The sequence below is a fragment of the Bacillus sp. FSL K6-3176 genome (assembly GCF_038003325.1).
GTDB lineage: Bacteria > Bacillota > Bacilli > Bacillales > Bacillaceae > Bacillus > Bacillus altitudinis.
Genome location: NZ_JBBOOX010000001.1, coordinates 2,521,498 through 2,543,107, shown reverse-complemented (window position 1 = coordinate 2,543,107; position 21,610 = coordinate 2,521,498). Strand labels below are relative to the sequence as shown.

The 21,610-nt window shown below is 42.2% G+C and carries 18 protein-coding genes and 1 other annotated feature; of the genes, 17 read left to right on the top strand and 1 reads right to left on the bottom strand.

Features of this window, described 5'->3' with window-relative positions:
• Positions 1 to 13: 13 nt before the first annotated feature.
• The 5 genes from dltA (at position 14) to MHB38_RS13225 (ending at position 4,639) form a co-directional block, all read left to right on the top strand.
• Positions 14 to 1,519: a D-alanine--poly(phosphoribitol) ligase subunit DltA gene (gene dltA, locus MHB38_RS13245; RefSeq protein ID WP_202734307.1), complete on the top strand. Its 1,506-nt coding sequence runs from the start codon at positions 14 to 16 to the stop codon at positions 1,517 to 1,519.
• Positions 1,516 to 2,700, top strand: coding sequence for a D-alanyl-lipoteichoic acid biosynthesis protein DltB (gene dltB / locus MHB38_RS13240; protein WP_019744116.1), 1,185 nt, complete (start codon positions 1,516 to 1,518; stop codon positions 2,698 to 2,700). The genes dltA and dltB overlap by 4 nt, the downstream gene beginning before the upstream one ends.
• Before the next feature lie 21 nt (positions 2,701 to 2,721).
• Positions 2,722 to 2,958 (top strand): D-alanine--poly(phosphoribitol) ligase subunit 2, encoded by a 237-nt coding sequence (dltC, locus tag MHB38_RS13235; protein ID WP_017367737.1) that lies wholly within the window; start codon positions 2,722 to 2,724, stop codon positions 2,956 to 2,958.
• A complete protein-coding gene (gene dltD, locus MHB38_RS13230) occupies positions 2,958 to 4,124 on the top strand; it encodes a D-alanyl-lipoteichoic acid biosynthesis protein DltD (protein ID WP_017358151.1) in 1,167 nt (388 codons plus the stop codon). The genes dltC and dltD overlap by 1 nt, the downstream gene beginning before the upstream one ends.
• Before the next feature lie 95 nt (positions 4,125 to 4,219).
• Positions 4,220 to 4,639, top strand: a complete 420-nt coding sequence (locus MHB38_RS13225) for a YkvA family protein (RefSeq protein WP_008342863.1) — start codon at positions 4,220 to 4,222, stop codon at positions 4,637 to 4,639.
• A gap of 195 nt (positions 4,640 to 4,834) precedes the next feature.
• On the opposite strand, the gene MHB38_RS13220 is transcribed toward MHB38_RS13225, so the two are convergent.
• On the bottom strand, positions 4,835 to 5,878 hold the full coding sequence (locus MHB38_RS13220) for a lactonase family protein (protein WP_008342861.1): 1,044 nt from the start codon (positions 5,876 to 5,878) through the stop codon (positions 4,835 to 4,837).
• Positions 5,879 to 6,311: 433 nt separating this feature from the next.
• On the opposite strand from MHB38_RS13220, the gene ilvE reads away from it, so the two are divergent.
• The 12 genes from ilvE to lonB all read left to right on the top strand — a co-directional run bounded on the left by ilvE (position 6,312) and on the right by lonB (position 21,584).
• Positions 6,312 to 7,226 carry a branched-chain-amino-acid transaminase gene (gene ilvE / locus MHB38_RS13215; RefSeq protein ID WP_008342856.1) on the top strand — a complete coding sequence of 305 codons (915 nt, stop codon included), beginning with the start codon at positions 6,312 to 6,314 and terminating at the stop codon, positions 7,224 to 7,226.
• A gap of 8 nt (positions 7,227 to 7,234) precedes the next feature.
• Positions 7,235 to 7,482 (top strand) — a binding site (T-box leader).
• 122 nt (positions 7,483 to 7,604) lie between these two features.
• Positions 7,605 to 9,329, top strand: a complete 1,725-nt coding sequence (ilvB, locus tag MHB38_RS13210) for an acetolactate synthase large subunit (protein WP_008342854.1) — start codon at positions 7,605 to 7,607, stop codon at positions 9,327 to 9,329.
• Positions 9,326 to 9,844: an acetolactate synthase small subunit gene (gene ilvN / locus MHB38_RS13205; protein WP_007501584.1), complete on the top strand. Its 519-nt coding sequence runs from the start codon at positions 9,326 to 9,328 to the stop codon at positions 9,842 to 9,844. Before ilvB ends, ilvN begins: the two co-directional genes overlap by 4 nt.
• An 18-nt stretch (positions 9,845 to 9,862) precedes the next feature.
• The gene (gene ilvC / locus MHB38_RS13200) at positions 9,863 to 10,891 is read left to right on the top strand and encodes a ketol-acid reductoisomerase (protein WP_007501581.1); all 1,029 of its coding nucleotides are present in this window, start codon (positions 9,863 to 9,865) and stop codon (positions 10,889 to 10,891) included.
• The gene (locus tag MHB38_RS13195) at positions 10,878 to 12,431 is read left to right on the top strand and encodes a 2-isopropylmalate synthase (RefSeq protein WP_008342850.1); all 1,554 of its coding nucleotides are present in this window, start codon (positions 10,878 to 10,880) and stop codon (positions 12,429 to 12,431) included. The genes ilvC and MHB38_RS13195 overlap by 14 nt, the downstream gene beginning before the upstream one ends.
• Before the next feature lie 18 nt (positions 12,432 to 12,449).
• Positions 12,450 to 13,547 carry a 3-isopropylmalate dehydrogenase gene (leuB, locus tag MHB38_RS13190; RefSeq protein WP_017358147.1) on the top strand — a complete coding sequence of 366 codons (1,098 nt, stop codon included), beginning with the start codon at positions 12,450 to 12,452 and terminating at the stop codon, positions 13,545 to 13,547.
• A 42-nt stretch (positions 13,548 to 13,589) separates the two neighbouring features.
• Positions 13,590 to 15,005: a 3-isopropylmalate dehydratase large subunit gene (leuC, locus tag MHB38_RS13185; RefSeq protein WP_041090960.1), complete on the top strand. Its 1,416-nt coding sequence runs from the start codon at positions 13,590 to 13,592 to the stop codon at positions 15,003 to 15,005.
• A gap of 15 nt (positions 15,006 to 15,020) precedes the next feature.
• Positions 15,021 to 15,620 carry a 3-isopropylmalate dehydratase small subunit gene (gene leuD / locus MHB38_RS13180; protein ID WP_341003625.1) on the top strand — a complete coding sequence of 200 codons (600 nt, stop codon included), beginning with the start codon at positions 15,021 to 15,023 and terminating at the stop codon, positions 15,618 to 15,620.
• Positions 15,621 to 15,743: 123 nt separating this feature from the next.
• A complete protein-coding gene (gene ddcA / locus MHB38_RS13175; protein WP_008342841.1) occupies positions 15,744 to 16,751 on the top strand; it encodes a DNA damage checkpoint antagonist DdcA in 1,008 nt (335 codons plus the stop codon).
• A 240-nt stretch (positions 16,752 to 16,991) separates the two neighbouring features.
• Positions 16,992 to 18,266 (top strand): trigger factor, encoded by a 1,275-nt coding sequence (gene tig, locus MHB38_RS13170; protein WP_035701776.1) that lies wholly within the window; start codon positions 16,992 to 16,994, stop codon positions 18,264 to 18,266.
• 251 nt (positions 18,267 to 18,517) lie between these two features.
• Positions 18,518 to 19,783 (top strand): ATP-dependent protease ATP-binding subunit ClpX, encoded by a 1,266-nt coding sequence (gene clpX, locus MHB38_RS13165; RefSeq protein WP_017358145.1) that lies wholly within the window; start codon positions 18,518 to 18,520, stop codon positions 19,781 to 19,783.
• Positions 19,784 to 19,922: 139 nt separating this feature from the next.
• Positions 19,923 to 21,584, top strand: a complete 1,662-nt coding sequence (lonB, locus tag MHB38_RS13160) for an ATP-dependent protease LonB (protein ID WP_056705882.1) — start codon at positions 19,923 to 19,925, stop codon at positions 21,582 to 21,584.
• Positions 21,585 to 21,610: the final 26 nt, after the last annotated feature.

The window sequence follows — 21,610 nt, the reverse complement described above, 5'->3', positions numbered from 1 at the left end:
TGGAGATTAAACTATGAAACTATTACACACGATTCATGAATACCAACAAACGAAACCGACACAGCCAGCATTTGTTTCTCAACATGCTTCGATCACATATGATGAGCTTTGGCGTCTATCAGACCAAATGGCTGGTGCGATCGATGCAGTCGCAGCTGGCAGTGAACCTGTCATTGTCTACGGTCATATGGAGCCAGAGATGCTGATTTCTTTCTTAGGTACTGTGAAATCAGGCAGACCCTATATTCCGGTCGATATCTCAATACCTGTCGAGCGCATCGTCTCAATCATTGAAAGCTCAAAAGCCAGTCTATTGATTTGTGCAAATGAGCAGGCTATACCAGATGTAGAAGAACACATTGAAGTGAAGAGTGCGGCATCGCTTTTAGCACTTGAAAAAGAAGCACCGCCATCCACGCAGTGGGTTCAACAAGATGATGTTTTCTACATTATTTATACGTCTGGCAGTACCGGAAAACCGAAAGGCGTTCAGGTAACAGCCAATAATTTAGAAAGCTTTACAGAGTGGATGTGCCGCGACTTCCCAATTGGTGAGGGACGCACATTCTTAAATCAAGCACCATTTTCTTTTGACTTATCAGTGATGGATCTCTATCCAGCGCTTCAATCAGGCGGCACGCTTTACTGTTTAGTAAAAGATCTTGTCAATAAGCCAAAGGATATGTTTGCAGCACTTGGTCAATCTGACGTTGAAGTGTGGACATCAACACCATCCTTTGTGCAAATGTGCTTAATGGACCCTTCCTTTACAGGAGAGCTTTTACTAGAGTTGAAAGTTTTCTTGTTCTGCGGTGAGGCACTTCCTGTCTCTGTAGCAAGTGCACTTCTTGAGCGTTTTCCTAAGGCGCAGGTCTTTAATACGTATGGTCCAACTGAAGCAACTGTTGCGATTACATCGATTGAAGTCACGCAGGAGATTCTTGATCAGCACGATTCTTTACCAGTCGGTTATGCCAAACCGGATACAGATATCGTCATTTTAGATGAAGAAGGCAAGACACTCCCTGATGGGGAAAAAGGGGAAATTGTCATCGTGGGGCCAAGCGTCACGAGAGGCTACTTAGGTGAACAAGCCTTAACGGATAAAGTGTTCTTTGAATACGAAGGACGCCCTGCTTACCGCACAGGTGACGCAGGTGTGGCGCAGGATGGTATGATTACGTGCCACGGTCGTCTGGACTATCAAATTAAGCTACATGGATACCGGATGGAGCTTGAAGAAATTGAATATCATGTGAGCGAGACAACGTATGTCAATGCTTGTGTGATTGTGCCATTCCAGCCAAACGGGCATGTGGAGTACTTAATTGCAGCCATTGTCCCAACAGAACATTCCTTTGAAAAAGAATATCAGCTGACAAGTGCGATTAAGAAAGAAATGGCGGATTCACTGCCTGCGTACATGATTCCAAGAAAGTTTGTCTATCTTGAGCAGCTGTACATGACGCCAAACGGGAAGGTTGACCGTAAAAGAATCGCGAAAGAGGTTCTTCTATGATTCCGTTTAGTTCATTCTTTTTCTTCATTTTAATTGGTATTCTTCTTCTGCCGACGATGATTCTTGGTCTTCGCGGCAAAAGAATGCAGGGCTACAACATGTTTGCAACGGTTGTGGCACTCGCGCTTATTTTCTCAAAGGATGCACATGGCGCTTTGTTGCTGTTCTTGTTTACAGTGTGGCAAGTCTTGATTATCCGCCTATATCTTGCGTACCGGTTGAAGGCGAACAGGGCGTCTGTCTTCTATATGGCAGTGGTGGCATCTATTTTGCCGCTTGTACTATCAAAGGTTTTACCGTTCTTTTTAACTCATCAGCCGCATCAACCGCCACCAATGAACTGGCTGAGCTTTTTAGGGATCTCGTACTTAACATTTAAAGGTGTTCAGTTGATTATCGAGACGAGAGACGGCTTGATTAAAAAGAAAATCCCGATTCACCGTTTGGTCTATTTCATCGTCTTTTTCCCGACGATTTCGTCAGGTCCAATTGACCGTTACCGCCGGTTTGAAAAGGATATGGATACACCGCCTGAAAAAGAAGTGTACAGTGATCTTTTATATGCAGGGATTCATAAAATTTTTATTGGGTTCTTATATAAGTTCATTATTGGTTATCTCATTCACACATATATTCTGATGAATATTCACCACATTAGCAGCAGTCACTTTGTTCAACAGTTAACGTATATGTATGCGTACAGTATGTATTTGTTCTTTGACTTTGCTGGATATACAGCATTTGCTGTAGGTGTGAGTTATATCATGGGTATTAAATCACCAGAAAACTTTAATAAACCGTTTATCAGCCGTAATATTAAAGACTTCTGGAATCGCTGGCACATGTCGCTATCCTTCTGGTTCAGAGATTATGTGTTTATGAGATTTGTGTTCTTTATGACAAAGAAGAAGTGGATCAAGAACCGGATGGCTGTATCAAATATTGGGTACTTTGTCCTCTTTCTATTGATGGGTGCTTGGCATGGTCTCGCCCTTCAATATATTATTTACGGACTATACCATGCAGTTGTGATGTCCGGTTACAATTTATTTGAGAAGTGGAATAAAAAGCACAAGTGGTGGCCGGATAATAAGGTCACAATGGTTGTATCGATCATTATTACATTCCACGTCATTTGTTTCGGTTTTTATATTTTTTCAGGAAAACCATTTCATCATTAATGGATAAGGGAGTAGAAAATTATGGAATTTAAAAATCAAGTATACGGTATTATTGCAGAGGTTTGTCAGGATGACGTTGTGAAAGAAAATCCAGAGATTGCGATTTTTGAAGAAGGTCTTCTTGATTCATTTGGTACAGTTGAATTGCTCATGGCAATTGAAAGTCAGCTAGGAATTATGGTTCCAATTACAGAATTTGATCGTGATGTGTGGGATACACCGAATCACATTGCTGAGCAGCTGGCAGAGATGAAGTAATGAAAAAGCGTTTTTTTGGGCCGCTTATTTTAGCGGCTGTTCTATTCATTGGTGTTCTTCTTGTACCAAATGCATGGCTCTCACATCTGATCCCAAAAGACAAATTACAAAAGTCAGCCACAGAATTAGATCCAGGGATGTTCCAAGGGCTTTATTTACAAGATGAAATGCTAAAAGATCCAACTTATTTGCCGATCTATGGATCTTCTGAACTATCACGTTTTGATCCATATCACCCTTCGAATTTCTTTCATGAAAATCCTCAAGGGTTTACACCTTATCTTGTTGGAAAAGGTGGATCGCAATCATTAATTCATGCCATGAACTTTGCAGCGCATATGGATGAATTAAAAGGGAAAAAGCTTGTGTTTATCGTGTCCCCGCAGTGGTTTGTCAAATGGGGATCAGACGAGAATCACTTTGCTCCTAACTATTCAGCGCTTCAGGCGCTTGATCTCGCTTATAATAAAGAAATTGATCCAGCTGTTAAAAAAGAGCTCATCAAAAGAATCATGAAGTTTAAGGCAGTAAAGAACGACATGGTCATCACAGAGCTTTTTAAAGCAGAGCTTTCTGGGAACAAATTCGCCTATGGCGCGATTTCTCCTATTGCAAAAATGTATTATGGCATGCTTCAAAAGAAAGACATGTACTATACGATCGGGTCTGGGCATGAGCGCAAGCTTCGTCCGTCTCCTTCAGTGAAAGGGAAAACATGGACTGAGCTTGAAAAAGAAGCGAGCGTCTTAGGATCTGAAAAAGCAGGGGACAACCCGTTTTATATTGATCAGAGACTGTTTGACCGCAAGCTGAAGCCGATCATGAAAAAGATGAAGGATTCTCGTCGCGACAATTCTTATGCAGAATCACCTGAATATAAAGATTTCCAGATCATGCTGGATATTTTAAAACAGGCAGGGGCGAAGCCTTTATTTGTGACGATTCCCGTCAACGGAAAATGGTATGATTACACTGGTTTTCCGAAAGAGGGACGTACAGATTATTATCAAAAAATCAATCGTCAAATTCGAGATAACGGGTATGAAGTCGCAGATTTGACTTCGCATGAGTATGACCCATATTTCTTTAAGGATACGATTCATGTGTCGTATAAAGGATGGGTATACATCGATAAGGCGATCGAAAAGTTTTACAAAGAGCAGTAGATTGCAGCAGCTTTCTGCTGCTTTTTGTTTGTCGAATGAGTGGATTTCTTGTATAAATAAGGTGGAAGGGCTATGCTGAATATGGAGGCGATACGATGAATCGTTCTGAGAAAAAAGAACTATTAAAGCGTTCAAAAAAGCATTTTAATGATCATGCCTTTTGGGAAAAGTTAAAAAAGACGGCACAAAAAGCTGGAGTTTCTCTTGTCTATGCTGTGTTATTACTTTATTATACATTGCAAAAACCCGAAGTACCGGTTAAAGCGAAAACCCTCATCATTGGGGCGCTAGGGTACTTTATCCTTCCGATTGATCTGATCCCTGATACATTGGTGGGGATCGGCTACACAGATGATCTAGGCGCCATCACATTTGCTCTGCTTCAAGTGGCAATGTACATTGATGACGATGTCAAAGGAAAAGCGAAAGACAGGCTGGGAAAATGGTTCGGTGAAAAAAGCGATACGTCTTTCATTGATCAAAAGCTTGAAGATGGAGGTATGCCGTCTGCTTAAAGAAAAGCCTCTTAAACGGAGGCTTCAGCGTGTAGACAAACCCTCGTATTCTTTGTCAGTCCTGCGCTTCGGTGCTCGTTCTTCCTAGACTTCAAGGGTTTTCAACTACGCTGAAAAAAAGACAAAGGGCTAAAATAAAGTTCATTTTAGCCCTTTGTCAACAATCTAATGCCTCCTAAACGGAGGCTTTTTTCATTACCCTAAAAATTTCACGCAAACCGGATGCGGAACGGTGATGTCTGATTGTAAGACAGTGAGTCGACCGGTTTCTTTGTCACGTTTGTATAACACAAGGTTGCTAGATTCTTGGTTTGAACCAACGAGAAATTCTTCTGTTGGATCAAGGACAAAGTCTCTAGGCCAATTTCCTTCAGATGAAGCAATTTCAACGAGGCTTAGTTTGCCGTCATGATCTGCTTTGAAAATGGCAATGCTGTCATGTCCACGATTTCCTGCATACACAAATTGACCGTCAGAAGACACATGAATGGCGCTGCCTTGATTATTCTCTGTGAAGTCATTAGGAATGGTTGCGATCGTTTGGATCTCTTCGAAATGACCATCTTCAAAGTAACGAAGTACAATGACCTCTGAGCTGAGCTCTGTCATGACATATGCCACAGGTTTCGTTGGGTGGAATGTGATATGACGAGGGCCGCTGCCTGGTTTTGTTTCAAATGTATGGGCAAGCTCAAGTTTGCCGTTTTCTTTCTTATACGTATAAATACCGTCTGTGCCAAGGTCAACAGCCACCGCAAATTGTTCATCAGGCGTCAAACCCATAAAGTGGGTGTGCGGTTTTTCTTGACGGTCTTCGTTTGGTCCAGTGCCTTCATGCTGCGCCTGTGACAGTGTGCGGATCACTGAGCCGTTTTCAGCATCAATTTCATACATCTCTGCTGTTCCTTTATGATAGTTTGCTGTAAACGCCGTTTTCGTTTGGCTGTCCACGCTGACGTGACAAGGAGAAGCCCCATCGGCAAGCTCTTGGTTGATGAAACGAAGTGCGCCGGTGTCGGCATCAATTTGATACGCAGCAAGACCGCCCTGTGCTCCTTCTTTCACAACAGCATACACAAACTTTTGAGAATCTGAGACAGTTAAATATGTAGGATTTTCAAGTTCTGCAGCCACTTCTACTTGTTCAATCTGCTGCTTGTCCGTATTTAAAGTAAAAGAATAGATTCCTTTGCTGTCTCCCTTTGTATACGTTCCGATATAACCTCTGATGTTAGCCATGTATTGCCCTCCTTCTATTAGATGCTCTCATTCTATCACAAATTCATAGGAAAACGCTTTAGAAAGGCATGCTGAAGGAAAAAACAAACGCAATGAAATCTCACAATATTCTTCAAAAACCGTGTGAAAAAATATCACAAAAGCTTGTTCAAAAGAAAACCGTTCATGTAGAGTAAATAAATTGAAGAAAAAATACAAAAAATTTTAGGTTTTTTCATTCCTTGTCTAGCAAAGGTGTAAGCGTATACATTTTATTTTGATTAGTCTAAATTGTCTAATAATTTTAAAAATGCTGTTGACACTGTATGGAAAGGGGCGTAAGATGGGTTCAACAAAAGCAAACAAACACGAAAGAGCAAGCGTGAGACACTTCAAAATAAAGTGTCTGAAAATTCAACTACTTTTTGTTTGAAAGAGAGGGTGCTCACTGAAGATGGAAGACCAAAAGGAACAGTGGATCTTTTTAAACGATGAACTCGTGAAAAAAGAGGATGCGAAAATTTCAGTTTATGATCATGGCTTCTTATATGGTGACGGTGTGTTCGAAGGAATACGTGTATATAACGGAAATATCTTTCGAATGAAAGAACACTTAGATCGCCTGTATGATTCCGCTAGATCCATTATGCTGAACATTCCATATTCACTTGAGGAGCTCACTGAAAAAATGATTCATACAGTTGAAAGGAACGGCCTAAAAGATGCCTATATCCGCCTTGTTGTCTCAAGAGGAGCCGGTGATCTTGGCTTAGATCCAAACAACTGCGGGAGAGCCAACACAGTGATCATTGTAGAGCCGCTGGCCATCTTTCCAAAGCACCTATATGAAACAGGTATTGATATTGTGACAGTACCAACGAGACGAAATCGTCCTGACGTATTGAGTCCGAAAGTGAAATCATTAAACTATTTGAATAACATTCTTGTCCGAATTGAAGCCCATATGGCCGGTGTCAGTGAAGCGCTCATGCTGAACGATCAAGGGTATGTGGCTGAAGGTTCAGCGGACAACGTGTTTATTTATAAAAAAGGCAAGCTTTATACACCGCCAGGTTATATCGGCGCACTTGAAGGCATCACAAGAAATGCCATCATGGAAATCGCAGAAGACTTAGGCTACGAAGTGAAAGAAGAACCTTTCACAAGGCATGATGTGTATACAGCTGAAGAAGTCTTCCTGACAGGAACCGCTGCCGAAGTCATCGCTGTTGTAAAAGTTGACGGCCGTATCATTGGCGAAGGAAAACCGGGGTTCCACACAAATAAACTTCTTGAACAATTCCGCAAGCGAGTCGTTGAAGAAGGAGAAAAAGTAGTCTTTACCGATGAAAACATTCACGCAAGCTAAATAGATATCGATAAACGTTGAAGAGGACTAGTAGCTTTAGAGTCAGTATCTACAGAGAGCCGGTGCTAGCTGGAAACCGGTGTTACTTTCTAAAGTGAACTCACCTCTGAGTGTCTGCTTGAAATGATAGTAGGGCAGACCGAGTGACATTGCATCACTCGTTACCAAAATGGATGAAAGATGTCCATGAGACGGCAGCATGATTTGCCGTGAACAAGGGTGGTACCGCGAAAAACAAAGCTTTTTCGCCCCTTTGACCTAGTGAAAAGTAGTGTCATTGTGGGGTGAGAAGGCTTTTTTATATGGTCTCATATCTCTATCTTGAATGGAAAAGGGTGAAAGAACTTGACTGAAGCAAGACAAAGAGGAGGAAATCAAATGGGGACAAATGTACAAATGGAGACGGAAAAATCAAATGCACCACAAACGATGAACGGTGCACTCATGTTAATTGAAGCACTCAAAAGAGAAAAAGTAGAAGTCATTTTTGGTTATCCTGGCGGAGCCGTTTTACCGATCTACGATAAAATTTACGATTCTGGTTTATTTCATGTCCTGCCAAGACATGAGCAAGGAGCGATTCACGCAGCGGAGGGATACGCGAGAGTATCTGGTAAACCAGGCGTTGTCATTGCCACATCAGGACCGGGGGCAACAAATCTAGTCACAGGAATTGCAGATGCGATGATTGATTCACTACCTATGGTTATCTTTACTGGACAGGTGGCAACCTCAGTCATTGGATCAGATGCTTTCCAAGAAGCAGATGTACTTGGTATCACAATGCCAATCACAAAACACAGCTATCAAGTGAGACGTCCAGAAGAGTTACCAGGTGTCATTAAAGAAGCATTTCACATCGCAACAACCGGCAGACCTGGTCCAGTCTTGATTGATATTCCAAAAGATGTCGCTGGCATCGAAGGGACATTTGAATACGATCAGCCAATCGATTTGCCTGGTTATCAGCCGAAAATTGAGCCGAATTATTTGCAAATTCGCAAGTTAGTAGAAGCTGTAAGCAGAGCAAAGAAACCAGTTATTCTAGCAGGAGCTGGCGTTCTTCATGGCAAAGCGTCGGAAGAATTAAGGCAATATGTAGAGCAGCAGCAAATCCCTGTCGCTCATACATTGCTTGGACTTGGCGGATTCCCGGCAAAGCATCCTCTTTTCCTAGGAATGGCGGGTATGCACGGCACATATGCAGCGAACATGGCACTTCATCAATGTGACTTACTCATTTCAATCGGCGCTAGATTTGATGACAGGGTAACCGGCAACCTCAATCATTTTGCAAAGCATGCGAAGGTGGCTCATATTGACATCGACCCAGCGGAAATTGGTAAAAACATTCACACTCATATCCCGGTTGTTGGTGATAGTAAGCTAGTGCTTCAAGAACTGATCAAACAGGACGGGAAACAAGGTGAATCAGACGAGTGGAAGAGCCAGCTAAATCAGTGGAAGGAAGAATATCCACTCTGGTATGTCGAAAACGAAGCTGAAGGCTTTAAGCCTCAAAAGCTGATCGAATACATTCATCAATTTACAAAAGGTGAAGCCATTGTGGCAACCGATGTTGGGCAGCACCAAATGTGGGCTGCACAGTTCTATCCATTTGAAAATGCCGATAAATGGGTGACATCTGGTGGGCTTGGCACAATGGGATTTGGTTTACCGGCAGCGATTGGCGCGCAGCTAGCTGATCAAGAGGCAACGGTTGTGGCGATTTTAGGAGACGGAGGTTTCCAAATGACCCTGCAAGAACTTGCCGTTATCCGTGAGCTGAACCTTCCGGTGAAAGTGATTGTTCTCAATAATCACAGTCTTGGAATGGTAAGACAATGGCAAGAAATTTTTTACGAAGAACGCTACTCACATTCTAAATTTTCAGAGCAGCCAGACTTCGTGAAATTATCTGAAGCTTATGGCATTAAAGGGATCAGAATCTCATCAGACGAAGAGGCGCAAGAAAAACTCGAAGAAGCCTTAACCTCTAGAGAGCCTGTTTTCATCGATGTCAATGTAGCGAGAGATGAAAAAGTATTCCCGATGGTAGCACCGGGGAAAGGACTTCATGAGATGGTGGGGGTGAAACCTTGAAAAGAATTATTGTGTTGACTGTATTAAATCGATCAGGCGTACTGAACAGAATCACAGGCCTTTTTACGAAAAGACACTACAACATTGAAAGCATTACGGTCGGCCATTCTGAGATTCAAGATGTATCACGCATCACGTTCGTCGTCCATGTAGACCAAGAGAAAGACATCGAACAGCTGACAAAACAGCTGAACAAACAAATCGATGTTCTGAAAGTAACAGACATTACAAACCAATCAATCGTTCAGCGAGAGCTGGCTTTGATAAAAGTCGTATCTGCACCAGCATCTAGAATGGAGATCACGGGGGTCATTGAACCTTTTAGAGCTTCTATTGTAGATGTGAGCAGAGAGAGTGTCGTCATTCAGGTGACAGGTGAGTCTTCAAAAATTGAAGCACTCATTGAATTACTTAAGCCATACGGCATTAAAGAAGTCGCCAGAACTGGCACCACGGCCTTTGCGAGAGATAATCAGCAAAAGCCGCAAACAAATAAAACAATTTCAATTGTCTAAACAAAAGGAGAGAGTCAAATGGTAAAAGTATATTATAACGGTGATATTCAAGAAAACGTATTAAACGGTCAAAAGGTAGCTATCATTGGTTACGGATCACAAGGTCATGCACATGCATTGAACTTAAAAGAGAGCGGCGTAGATGTGATTGTCGGTGTGAGAAAAGGCGGATCTTATACAAAAGCACAAGAAGACGGTCATCAAGTATTCACAGTAAAAGAAGCAGCAGCACAAGCAGATGTCGTCATGGTATTACTTCCTGACGAACAGCAAAAGAAAGTATATGATGAAGAAATCAAAGATCAATTAGAAGCTGGCAACTCTCTTGTATTCGCACACGGATTCAACGTTCACTTCCATCAAATTGTTCCTCCAAGTGACGTAGATGTGTATCTTGTGGCTCCAAAAGGTCCAGGACATCTTGTCAGAAGAACATATGAGCAAGGCGCTGGTGTACCTGCACTATTTGCTATTTATCAAGATGTATCAGGTCAAGCGAAAGACAAAGCACTTGCTTATGCAAAAGCAATCGGCGGAGCAAGAGCAGGCGTTCTTGAAACAACATTTAAAGAAGAAACAGAAACGGATCTATTCGGTGAGCAGGCAGTTCTTTGTGGAGGTCTTACTTCATTAGTAAAAGCAGGTTTTGAAACATTAACAGAAGCTGGTTATCAGCCAGAGCTTGCATACTTCGAGTGTCTGCATGAACTGAAATTGATCGTTGACCTTATGTATGAAGAAGGATTAGAAGGTATGAGATATTCAATCTCTGATACAGCGCAGTGGGGTGACTTCGTATCAGGACCACGCGTTGTGGATGCAAAAGTAAAAGAATCAATGAAAGCAGTCTTGACTGACATCCAAAACGGAACATTCGCAAAAGAATGGATTGTTGAAAACCAAGTGAATCGTCCACGTTTCAATGCGATCAATGCAAATGAAAATGAGCACCAAATTGAAATCGTCGGAAGAAAGCTTCGTGAAATGATGCCTTTCGTTAAACAAGGAAAGAAAAAGGAAGCGGTGAGCGTCGGTGCGAAAAATTAATTTTTTTGACACAACACTTCGAGATGGAGAGCAATCACCAGGAGTGAACTTAAATGCACAAGAAAAGCTAATCATTGCTAAGCAGCTTGAGCGCCTTGGGGTTAATATTATTGAAGCGGGTTTTCCCGCTTCATCCCGAGGGGATTTCTTAGGCGTACAAGAAATTGCAAGAACGATTAAGAACTGTTCAGTTGCAGGACTTGCACGATGTGTGAAAGGTGACATTGATGCTGCATGGGACGCATTAAAAGATGGAGCTCAACCAAGAATACACGTCTTTATTGCGACTTCTGACATTCACCTCAAGCATAAACTAAAGAAAACACGAGAAGAAGTGGTTGAACAAGCTGTTTCAATGGTGAAATATGCGAAAGAGCGCTTCCCAGTTGTTCAGTGGTCAGCAGAAGATGCATGCCGGACAGATCTTTCTTTCCTAGCAGAAATTGTAGAAAAAGTGATCGACGCAGGCGCAAGTGTCATTAACTTACCTGACACTGTTGGATACCTAGCACCAAAAGAGTACGGAAATATCTTTAAATATATGAAGGAACACGTTCCAAATATCGATCAAGTCATCTTGTCAGCACACTGTCATGATGATTTAGGAATGGCTGTAGCGAACTCACTTGCTGCCATTGAAAACGGAGCAGATCAAATTGAAACAGCTGTCAACGGTATTGGAGAGCGCGCAGGAAATGCTGCTTTAGAAGAAATTGCAGTTGCCCTTCATATTCGCAAAGACTTTTACCAAGTCGAATCAACCATTCAGTTGAATGAAATTAAGCGCACAAGTGATGTAGTGAGCAAATACTCAGGTATGATTGTACCGCGTAATAAAGCAGTCGTTGGAAACAATGCATTTGCTCATGAATCAGGTATTCACCAAGATGGATTCCTCAAAGAAAAAACAACCTATGAAATTATCTCTCCAGAGCTTGTAGGCGTCACAACAGATGTGCTTGTCCTTGGTAAACACTCCGGAAGACACGCGTTTAAAGACCGCTTAAAAACACTCGGCTTTAAATTGACTGAAGAAGAAATCAATAAGTTCTTCGAAACGTTTAAGAACTTAACAGAGAAGAAGAAAGAAATCACAGATGATGATTTGATCTCTATTATATTAGAAGAAAAAGTAGCAGACCGGAAAATCGGCTATGAATTTGAAAGTCTTCAAGTTCACTATGGAACAGAGCAAATGCCGACAGCAACAGTCTCTCTTAAAAATCAAGAAACGCAGGAAGTCATTCAAGAAGCAGCTACAGGTGCAGGCAGTGTAGAAGCTGTGTACAACACGCTTGAGCGCTGTATGGAGGAAAGAATTCATTTGCTAGACTATCGCATTCAATCCAATGGAAAAGGCAGAGACGCACTAGCGGAAGTATATGTCACTGTTTCAATAGAAGGAAAAGAAACAGCAGGACGCGGTGTAGCGCAAGATGTGCTGGAAGCATCGGCTAAAGCTTACGTCAATGCAGTGAATAGACATTTAATCTTTAAATCAAACCTAATAGAAATTGAGAAACATCACGCCATCTCATAAGAAAGGAGGAAGGGACTCATGAAAAAGAAAATTGCACTTTTGCCCGGCGATGGAATCGGACCGGAAGTCGTCACATCAGCTGTCGCTGTCCTGAAAGAGACAGCGGCTCAATTTCAACACGAATTTGAATTCGAAACAGCTCTCATTGGCGGTATAGCGATAGATGAAAAAAACAATCCGCTCCCTAAAGAAACAGTAGAAGTGTGCAAAAGCGCAGATGCGATTTTATTAGGAGCCGTTGGCGGACCAAAGTGGGATCAAAACCCGCCAGAACTTCGCCCAGAAAAAGGCTTGCTCTCCATTCGCAAGCAGCTGGACTTATTTGCGAACATCCGCCCTGTCAAAGTATTTGATAGCTTGAGTGAGGCTTCACCGTTAAAACAAGATCACATTAGCGGAGTAGATTTCGTCATCGTTCGTGAATTAACTGGAGGCCTCTACTTTGGCGAACCAAGTGAGCGCTACATGGATGATGAAGGAAAAGAAGCTGCGGTTGATACACTTCTTTATACAAAGGAAGAGATTGTTCGTGTATTAAAAGAAGCGTTCGACATGGCATTAACGAGACGGAAAAAAGTAACGTCTGTGGATAAAGCAAATGTTCTCGCTTCGAGTAAACTATGGCGGGATGCGGTAGAAGAAGTTGCATCCCAATATCCAGATGTCGCATATGAGCACATGCTCGTCGATAATGCCGCGATGCAGCTGATTTATAAGCCCGCTCAATTTGATGTCATCGTGACAGAGAATATGTTTGGTGACATTTTAAGTGACGAAGCATCTATGATTACTGGCTCACTCGGCATGCTGCCATCTGCTAGTTTATCAAGCACCGGCCTTCATTTATATGAGCCGATTCATGGTTCAGCACCCGATATTGCGGGGCAAAATGTCGCAAACCCTCTGGCTACTATATTGTCAGCAGCCAGCTTGCTTAGAACATCCTTTGCTTTAGAAGAAGAAGCGGCTGCAATTGAAGCAGCTGTGGAAGCCGTCCTTGCCTCTGGCAAACGAACAAAGGACCTAGCATCAAAAGAGGGAACGTATGAAACGACTGATGATATCACGAAAGCCGTTGTAGATGCACTCAAACAACGGGCGAAAACCATTGTATAAATAGAAATCTTGTTGAATTAGGTAGAGGGAGGAAAAAGGGTTATGCCTCGAACAATCATCGAAAAAATATGGGATCAGCATGTTGTCAAAAATGGCGAGGGAAAACCAGACCTTTTATATATTGATCTGCACTTGGTGCATGAGGTGACGTCACCTCAAGCATTTGAAGGATTAAGACAAAAAGGGCGCAAGGTGCGAAGACCACAAAACACATTTGCGACGATGGATCACAACATTCCGACTGTGAATCGATTTGTGATCAAAGATGAGATTGCGAAGAAGCAAGTCAGTGCTCTAGAGCGCAACTGTGCTGAATTTGGGGTCCGTCTAGCTGACCTTCACAGTGTAGACCAAGGAATCGTTCATGTCGTTGGACCAGAGCTTGGTTTAACACTTCCGGGGAAAACAATCGTGTGTGGAGATAGTCATACATCTACTCATGGTGCATTTGGTGCACTTGCCTTTGGGATTGGCACAAGTGAGGTTGAGCATGTGCTTTCCACACAAACACTTTGGCAGCAGCGTCCGAAGACACTAGAAATTAGAGTAGACGGAACGCTTCAAAAAGGGGTAACAGCCAAAGATGTCATTTTAGCAGTCATTGGCGCACATGGCGTGAAGTTCGGTTCAGGTTATGTCATTGAATACACTGGGGAAGTATTCAGAAACATGTCAATGGATGAGCGGATGACCGTTTGTAATATGTCAATTGAAGCAGGCGCAAGAGCAGGATTGATCGCACCTGATGAAGTGACTTTTGAATATTGCCGCGGACGCAAATACGCACCGCAGGGTGAAGATTTCGAAGCAGCGATCAAAGAATGGAAAGAACTAAGAACAGATCCGGGTGCGACCTATGATAAAACCATTGTTTTAGATGGAAATCATATTTCACCAATGGTCACGTGGGGAATTAACCCAGGAATGGTGCTACCTGTGGATGCAGCCATTCCAGGACCTGAAGACTTTGCACAAGAAGATGACCAAAAAGAAGCAAAACGTGCTTATGAATACATGGGGGTTCACCCGCATCAGCGTATTGAAGATATTACGATTGAGCATGTGTTTATTGGCTCATGTACGAACTCAAGAATGACTGATTTACGCCAAGCCGCTTCTATGATTGAAGGACAAAAAGTAGCTGATCATGTCAGAGCGATTGTGGTTCCTGGCTCACAAAGTGTCAAACTGCAAGCAGAAGAAGAAGGTCTTCATAAAATTTTCCTAGAAGCAGGATTTGAATGGAGAGAATCTGGCTGTAGTATGTGCCTCAGCATGAATAACGATGTGGTGCCAGAAGGTGAACGCTGTGCATCTACATCAAACCGTAACTTTGAGGGACGCCAAGGGAAGGGTGCAAGAACGCATCTTGTCAGCCCGGCAATGGCTGCAATGGCTGCCATACATGGCCGATTTGTCGATGTCAGGAAGTTTAATCAAGAGAAAACAGTCGTGTAAGGAGTTGTGTCATAGATGGAGCCTTTAGTCACTCATAAAGGAAAAGCCGCTGTGCTTAACCGTATAAATGTAGATACAGATCAAATCATTCCGAAACAGTTTTTGAAAAGAATCGAACGAACAGGATATGGCCGATTTGCCTTTTTTGACTGGCGATATTTAGCAGATGGCAGTCCGAATCCAGATTTTGAACTCAATCAGCCGATTTATGAAGGAGCCTCTATTTTGATCGCAGGCGAAAACTTTGGCTGCGGATCATCAAGGGAACATGCGCCTTGGGCACTTGATGATTATGGCTTCAAAATTGTCATTGCCCCATCTTTCGCCGATATTTTTCATCAAAACTGTTTTAAAAACGGGATGCTTCCGATCCGCCTTGATTATGATGTGTGGAAAACGTTTGCTGCATCATATGAAAACAAAGGATATGAAATGACAGTTGATCTGGAAAAACAACAGATTCAAGACCATGAAGGGAATGTTACTCCTTTCGATGTAGATCCACACTGGAGAGAAATGCTCCTGAATGGCTATGATGAGATTTCATTAACATTGTTACTAGAAGATGAGATTCAAGCATTTGAAGAAAAACGTAGCAGCTGGCTGCATGCATAAACAACGAGAAGCCGTCCCCGTGGTGTGACGGCTTCTTTTTTGCATGAAAACCTCTCGTTACTTGTGTTTACTAACCTTCGTTGGTAAACTGATAAAAAATATGCGCCCGAAAGGAACGTAAGCATGAAACATGACAAGAAGAAAGATAATGTCATTTTGTTTCCTGGTCTGAAAGAAAGACTGATTGAAAAAGGAATGGCAGCATTAAAAGATAAACAGTATCAAGAGGCGCTTCACTTATTTTCAGAAGCGAAATCGTATGATGACGATGAAGAATCCGATATTCATCTCGGTATGGCGATTTGTTTTCTAGAGCTTGGTGAGCTGCAGGATGCAAAGCGAGTCTGTGAAAAGATGCTACATGAAGGATATGGACACTATTTCACTGTGCTTCAAGTATATATGACCATCTTAATTCAGCTGAAAGAGTACGAGGAAGTCAAACAAACAATTGAGGCTGTCCTTGAAGAAAATCACCTTCCAGCAGAAAGTGCGGAGCATTTTTATAAGCTGCTTGAATTTAGCAGAAAGATGATTGAATCACCAGAAGAGATTTTAGACGAAGACGAGGAAGGCAGCGGAGAAATCAATATAGATGAAATGCTCGAGCGGCCAGAAGAGCAGGTGCAGTTCATCCATTCGCTGAAAGACCGAAACATCACGCCGCATATGGGTCTATTAAATACGATCCTACAAAAGCCTGATGGAAACCCTTTGGTCAAATCATTGATCCTGCAACTTCTGTCAGATCATGATGTGGCAAAGCCGGTTCATGTGACGAAGTTCGGTGATTCATTAACGCTTGTTCCTTCTGAGGCTGTCAAGCCAGAGCAAATGCCACTGCTTCAGCAAGTCCTTCGAAAGCTTGATGACACACTCGGCAATGAGAACCCAACCCTTTACCAAGGGGTTGAAGAGTTATGGCGCCGGCACTTATTTGTGCTATATCCATTTCTTCCTAAATATACGGATCCGAATCTTTGGGCTGCGGCACTTCATAAAGTCGGCTATGAAATGCATGGAATCGAGATTGACCTCGAAGAATTGCATTTATTGTATGATTTTAACGAACGAGAGCTGAGAGAAGCTTGTACAATGCTGAAAGATATTGAAGAAATTTCTTATTTGTAATTTGTCGATTTAGTTGAAAGACGGACTTGTTATGTTATAATATAATGGTTGTATTTGTGCATATATCGTGCGGTTGTAAGATTCCAACGGTTGAAAGACGTTATGTATAATCAAGTCAAATGTTGTATACATAAGACCGCTTCTTTAGCGGAGTGCGTGGTTTTTGATTGGACGAAGTCTTTATGATGCTTTAGAATGTAACAACGCACAATCTGAATAGATTTTTGGAGGGAAACACACATGTCAGTAAAATGGGAAAAACAAGAAGGTAACGAAGGTGTCTTAACAGTAGAAGTTGACGCTGAAACATTTAACAAAGCACTTGATGATGCATTTAAGAAAGTAGTTAAGCAAGTATCAATCCCTGGATTCCGTAAAGGGAAAGTACCACGTGGTCTTTTCGAGCAGCGTTTTGGAGTAGAATCTCTTTATCAAGATGCACTAGATATTCTTCTTCCAGTTGAATATCCGAAAGCAATCGACGAAGCTGGTATCGAGCCGGTTGACCGCCCTGAAATCGATGTTGAGAAAATCGAAAAAGGCGAAAGCTTAATCTTCACTGCAAAAGTAACAGTGAAGCCAGAAGTAAAACTTGGTGACTACAAAGGTCTTAACGTAGAAAAAGACGACACATCTGTATCTGATGAAGATGTCCAAGAAGAGTTAAAAGCTATGCAAAACCGTCAAGCTGAGCTTGTTGTCAAAGAAGAAGGCGCAATCGAAAACGGCGATACAGTTGTTCTAGATTTCGAAGGATTCGTTGATGGAGAAGCATTCGAAGGCGGAAAAGCTGAGAACTACTCTCTTGAAGTAGGTTCTGGTTCATTCATCCCTGGTTTCGAAGAGCAATTGGTTGGTCTTGAAGCAGGTGCAGAAAAAGACGTTGAAGTGACATTCCCAGAAGAATATCATGCTGAAGACCTTGCAGGTAAACCAGCTGTATTCAAAGTAAAAATTCATGAAATCAAAGCAAAAGAACTTCCAGCACTTGACGATGAGTTCGCTAAAGATGTTGATGAAGAAGTTGAAACGATTGCTGAATTAACTGAAAAAACGAAGAAACGTCTTGAAGAAGCAAAAGAAAACGAAGCAGAAGGCAAACTTCGTGAAGAGCTAGTAGCAAAAGCTTCTGAAAATGCGGAAGTTGACGTTCCTCAAGCGATGGTTGACACTGAGCTAGACCGCATGATGAAAGAATTCGAACAACGTCTTCAAATGCAAGGGATGAACCTTGAGCTTTACTTCCAGTTCTCTGGACAAGATGAAGAGGCGCTAAAAGAGCAAATGAAAGAAGATGCTGCTAAACGCGTAAAATCTAATCTTACTCTTGAAGCAATTGCTGCTGCAGAAGACCTACAAGTGTCTGATGAAGAAGTGGAAGAAGAACTTTCAAAAATGGCTGAAGCATACAACATGCCAGTTGAAAATATCAAACAAGCGATCGGTTCTACTGAAGCAATGAAAGAAGATTTAAAAGTTCGTAAAGCAATTGATTTTCTTGTAGAAAACCGTTAATATGGTGCATAATAATAAAACAGGGCGCGAGTGACTCGTGCCTTGTTTTGTACAATTTTTGACTTATCATCGCTTCTTTTGGAAACGATAGTGTAAGTCGCATCTTTCTGTCATACATATCTCAATGTGCAGTGTTACAAACACATCATTACCGTCTTTTAGGAAAGTATGGTAAAATGCATACATACTGGACCCAGAAGGGTAGCTGACTGTTAGCTACAGGCAAGTGAAGAAGAATAAGGGGTGAAAGAATGTTTAAATTCAACGAGGAAAAAGGTCAATTAAAATGCTCGTTTTGCGGAAAAACGCAAGATCAAGTGCGTAAACTGGTCGCAGGACCTGGCGTATATATATGTGATGAATGTATCGAGCTTTGCACGGAAATAGTTGAAGAAGAGCTCGGTACTGAGGAAGAAGTTGAATTCAAGGATGTTCCGAAACCTCATGAAATCCGGGAAATTCTTGATGAATATGTCATCGGACAAGAGAATGCGAAGAAATCCTTAGCTGTAGCGGTTTATAACCATTACAAGCGGATTAATTCCAACAGTAAGATTGATGATGTTGAGCTTTCGAAAAGTAACATTTCTATGATTGGACCTACAGGAAGCGGTAAAACATTACTTGCTCAAACGCTTGCACGTATTTTAAATGTTCCATTTGCGATTGCAGATGCGACGTCTTTAACAGAAGCAGGTTACGTTGGGGAAGACGTAGAGAATATTTTACTAAAGCTGATCCAAGCAGCAGATTATGATGTAGAAAAAGCTGAAAAAGGCATTATCTACATCGATGAGATCGATAAAGTAGCAAGAAAATCAGAAAACCCTTCTATCACTCGTGATGTATCTGGGGAAGGTGTACAGCAAGCCCTTTTGAAAATTCTTGAAGGAACAGTCGCTAGTGTACCGCCTCAAGGTGGACGTAAACATCCTCATCAAGAATTCATTCAAATTGATACAACAAATATCCTCTTCATTTGTGGTGGAGCCTTTGACGGCATTGAGCAAATTATCAAACGCCGCCTAGGTCAAAAAGTGATTGGATTCGGTGCGGAAAATAAAATTGAAGATCTTGAAAAAGAAGTCCTTCTATCAAAAGTTCTGCCAGAAGACTTACTTCGCTTCGGTTTAATCCCAGAATTCATCGGTCGTCTTCCGGTTATTGCAAGCCTAGAGCCGTTAGATGAAAAAGCACTTGTAGAAATCTTGACGAAGCCTAAAAATGCGCTCGTTAAGCAATATACAAAAATGCTTGAGCTTGATGATGTTGAGCTTGAGTTTGAAGAAGATGCTCTTAGCGAAATTGCGAAAAAAGCAATTGAGCGTAAAACAGGAGCACGTGGTCTTCGCTCCATCATTGAAGGCATCATGCTTGATGTGATGTTTGATCTTCCATCTCGTGATGATATTGAGAAATGTGTCATTACTGGTGAAACGGTTGCTGATGGTGAGCCGCCACGTCTTGTCTTAAAAGACGGTACAGTCGTGAATAAAGATACAAAAACATCGGCATAAGCCCATTTGAATGACTCCTGAATCTTTTGATTCAGGAGTTTTTTATTTATCGTGGAAGTTGTGTTTATTCCGTCCAGCTCTAGGAAATACTAGCAGACAGAAACCAATACATAACGATAGATGAAGGAGGGAGCACCGATTGAGCTGGACAGGAATCGTATTATTCATACAACTGTTCTTTGGTATCGTCATCGGGTTGTACTTTTGGAACTTACTGAAAAATCAGCGCACACAAAAGGTGACGATCGATAAAGAATCAAAAAAAGAAATGGAAGCACTCAGAAAGATGCGATCCATTAAACTGAGTGAACCTTTATCAGAGAGAGTCCGGCCAAAGGGGTTTCAAGATATTGTAGGGCAGGAAGATGGTATACGTGCACTTAAAGCTGCCCTGTGTGGACCGAACCCGCAACATGTCATCGTCTACGGGCCGCCTGGTGTTGGAAAAACAGCTGCTGCCCGTCTAGTGATGGAAGAGGCGAAGCGTCACGCTGATTCACCATTTAAAAAAGATGCAGTATTTGTTGAGCTTGATGCCACAACGGCAAGATTTGATGAACGAGGCATCGCAGACCCCTTGATTGGTTCTGTACATGATCCCATTTATCAAGGAGCAGGGGCCATGGGACAGGCCGGCATTCCGCAGCCGAAACAAGGAGCCGTCACACATGCTCATGGGGGCGTTCTCTTTATCGATGAAATTGGAGAACTGCATCCGATTCAAATGAACAAAATGCTCAAAGTGCTAGAAGATCGAAAAGTGTTTTTAGACAGTGCTTATTACAGTGAAGAAAATACGCAAATCCCGAATCACATCCATGATATTTTTCAAAATGGGTTGCCCGCTGATTTTCGACTGATTGGCGCTACAACAAGAACACCGGACGAAATTCCGCCGGCTATTCGATCAAGATGTTTGGAGATTTTCTTCAAGGATTTGGATCAGCATGAGCTGAAAATTGTTGCAGCTAAAGCAGTCGAGAAAATACAGAAGGAATTAAGTGACGAAGGACTGAACCTGTTAACATCTTATGTGAAAAATGGACGTGAAGCGGTCAACATGGTACAGATCGCCGCAGGTATGGCTGTCACTGAAAACCGAAAAGATATTACGATCGCCGATGTAGAATGGGTCATTCATTCAAGCCAGCTGACACCAAGATATGAACAAAAAGTACCGGAAAAGCCAAAGGTAGGAGTAGTAAATGGTCTTGCCGTGTATGGACCGAACAGCGGGGCTCTGCTTGAAATTGAAGTGAACATTTGTAAAGCGCTTGAAAAAGGCAGTATCAATATTACAGGTATTGCGGAAGAAGAAAGCATCGGCAATCAGTCTAAATCGATCAGACGGAAAAGTATGGCGAAGGGCTCAGTTGAAAATGTCTTAACCGTGCTTCGAAACTTAGGCATACGAACAAATGAATATGATATCCACATTAATTTTCCGGCTGGTGCCCCGATTGATGGGCCATCTGCTGGAATTGCGATGGCCACAGCCATTTTCTCAGCCATTCATCAAATCCCGATTAATCATTTAACGGCGATGACCGGTGAGATTGGATTACAAGGTCAGGTGAAGCCGATTGGCGGTGTCATACCAAAAATCAAGGCAGCCAAACAAGCGGGTGTCAAAACAGTGATCATCCCTTATGACAATCAGCAGTCGATCTTAAAAGAGATTGAAGGGGTGACAATTGTGCCTGTGAAGCACTTCCAAGAAGTGCTGGATCAGTGTTTGGTCAATCCGCCAGATGAGAAGAAAGATGGACTAGAAGAAGAAATGAAAAGGAAATCTGTTTAATCCCCATCTCATATGGGGATTTTTTA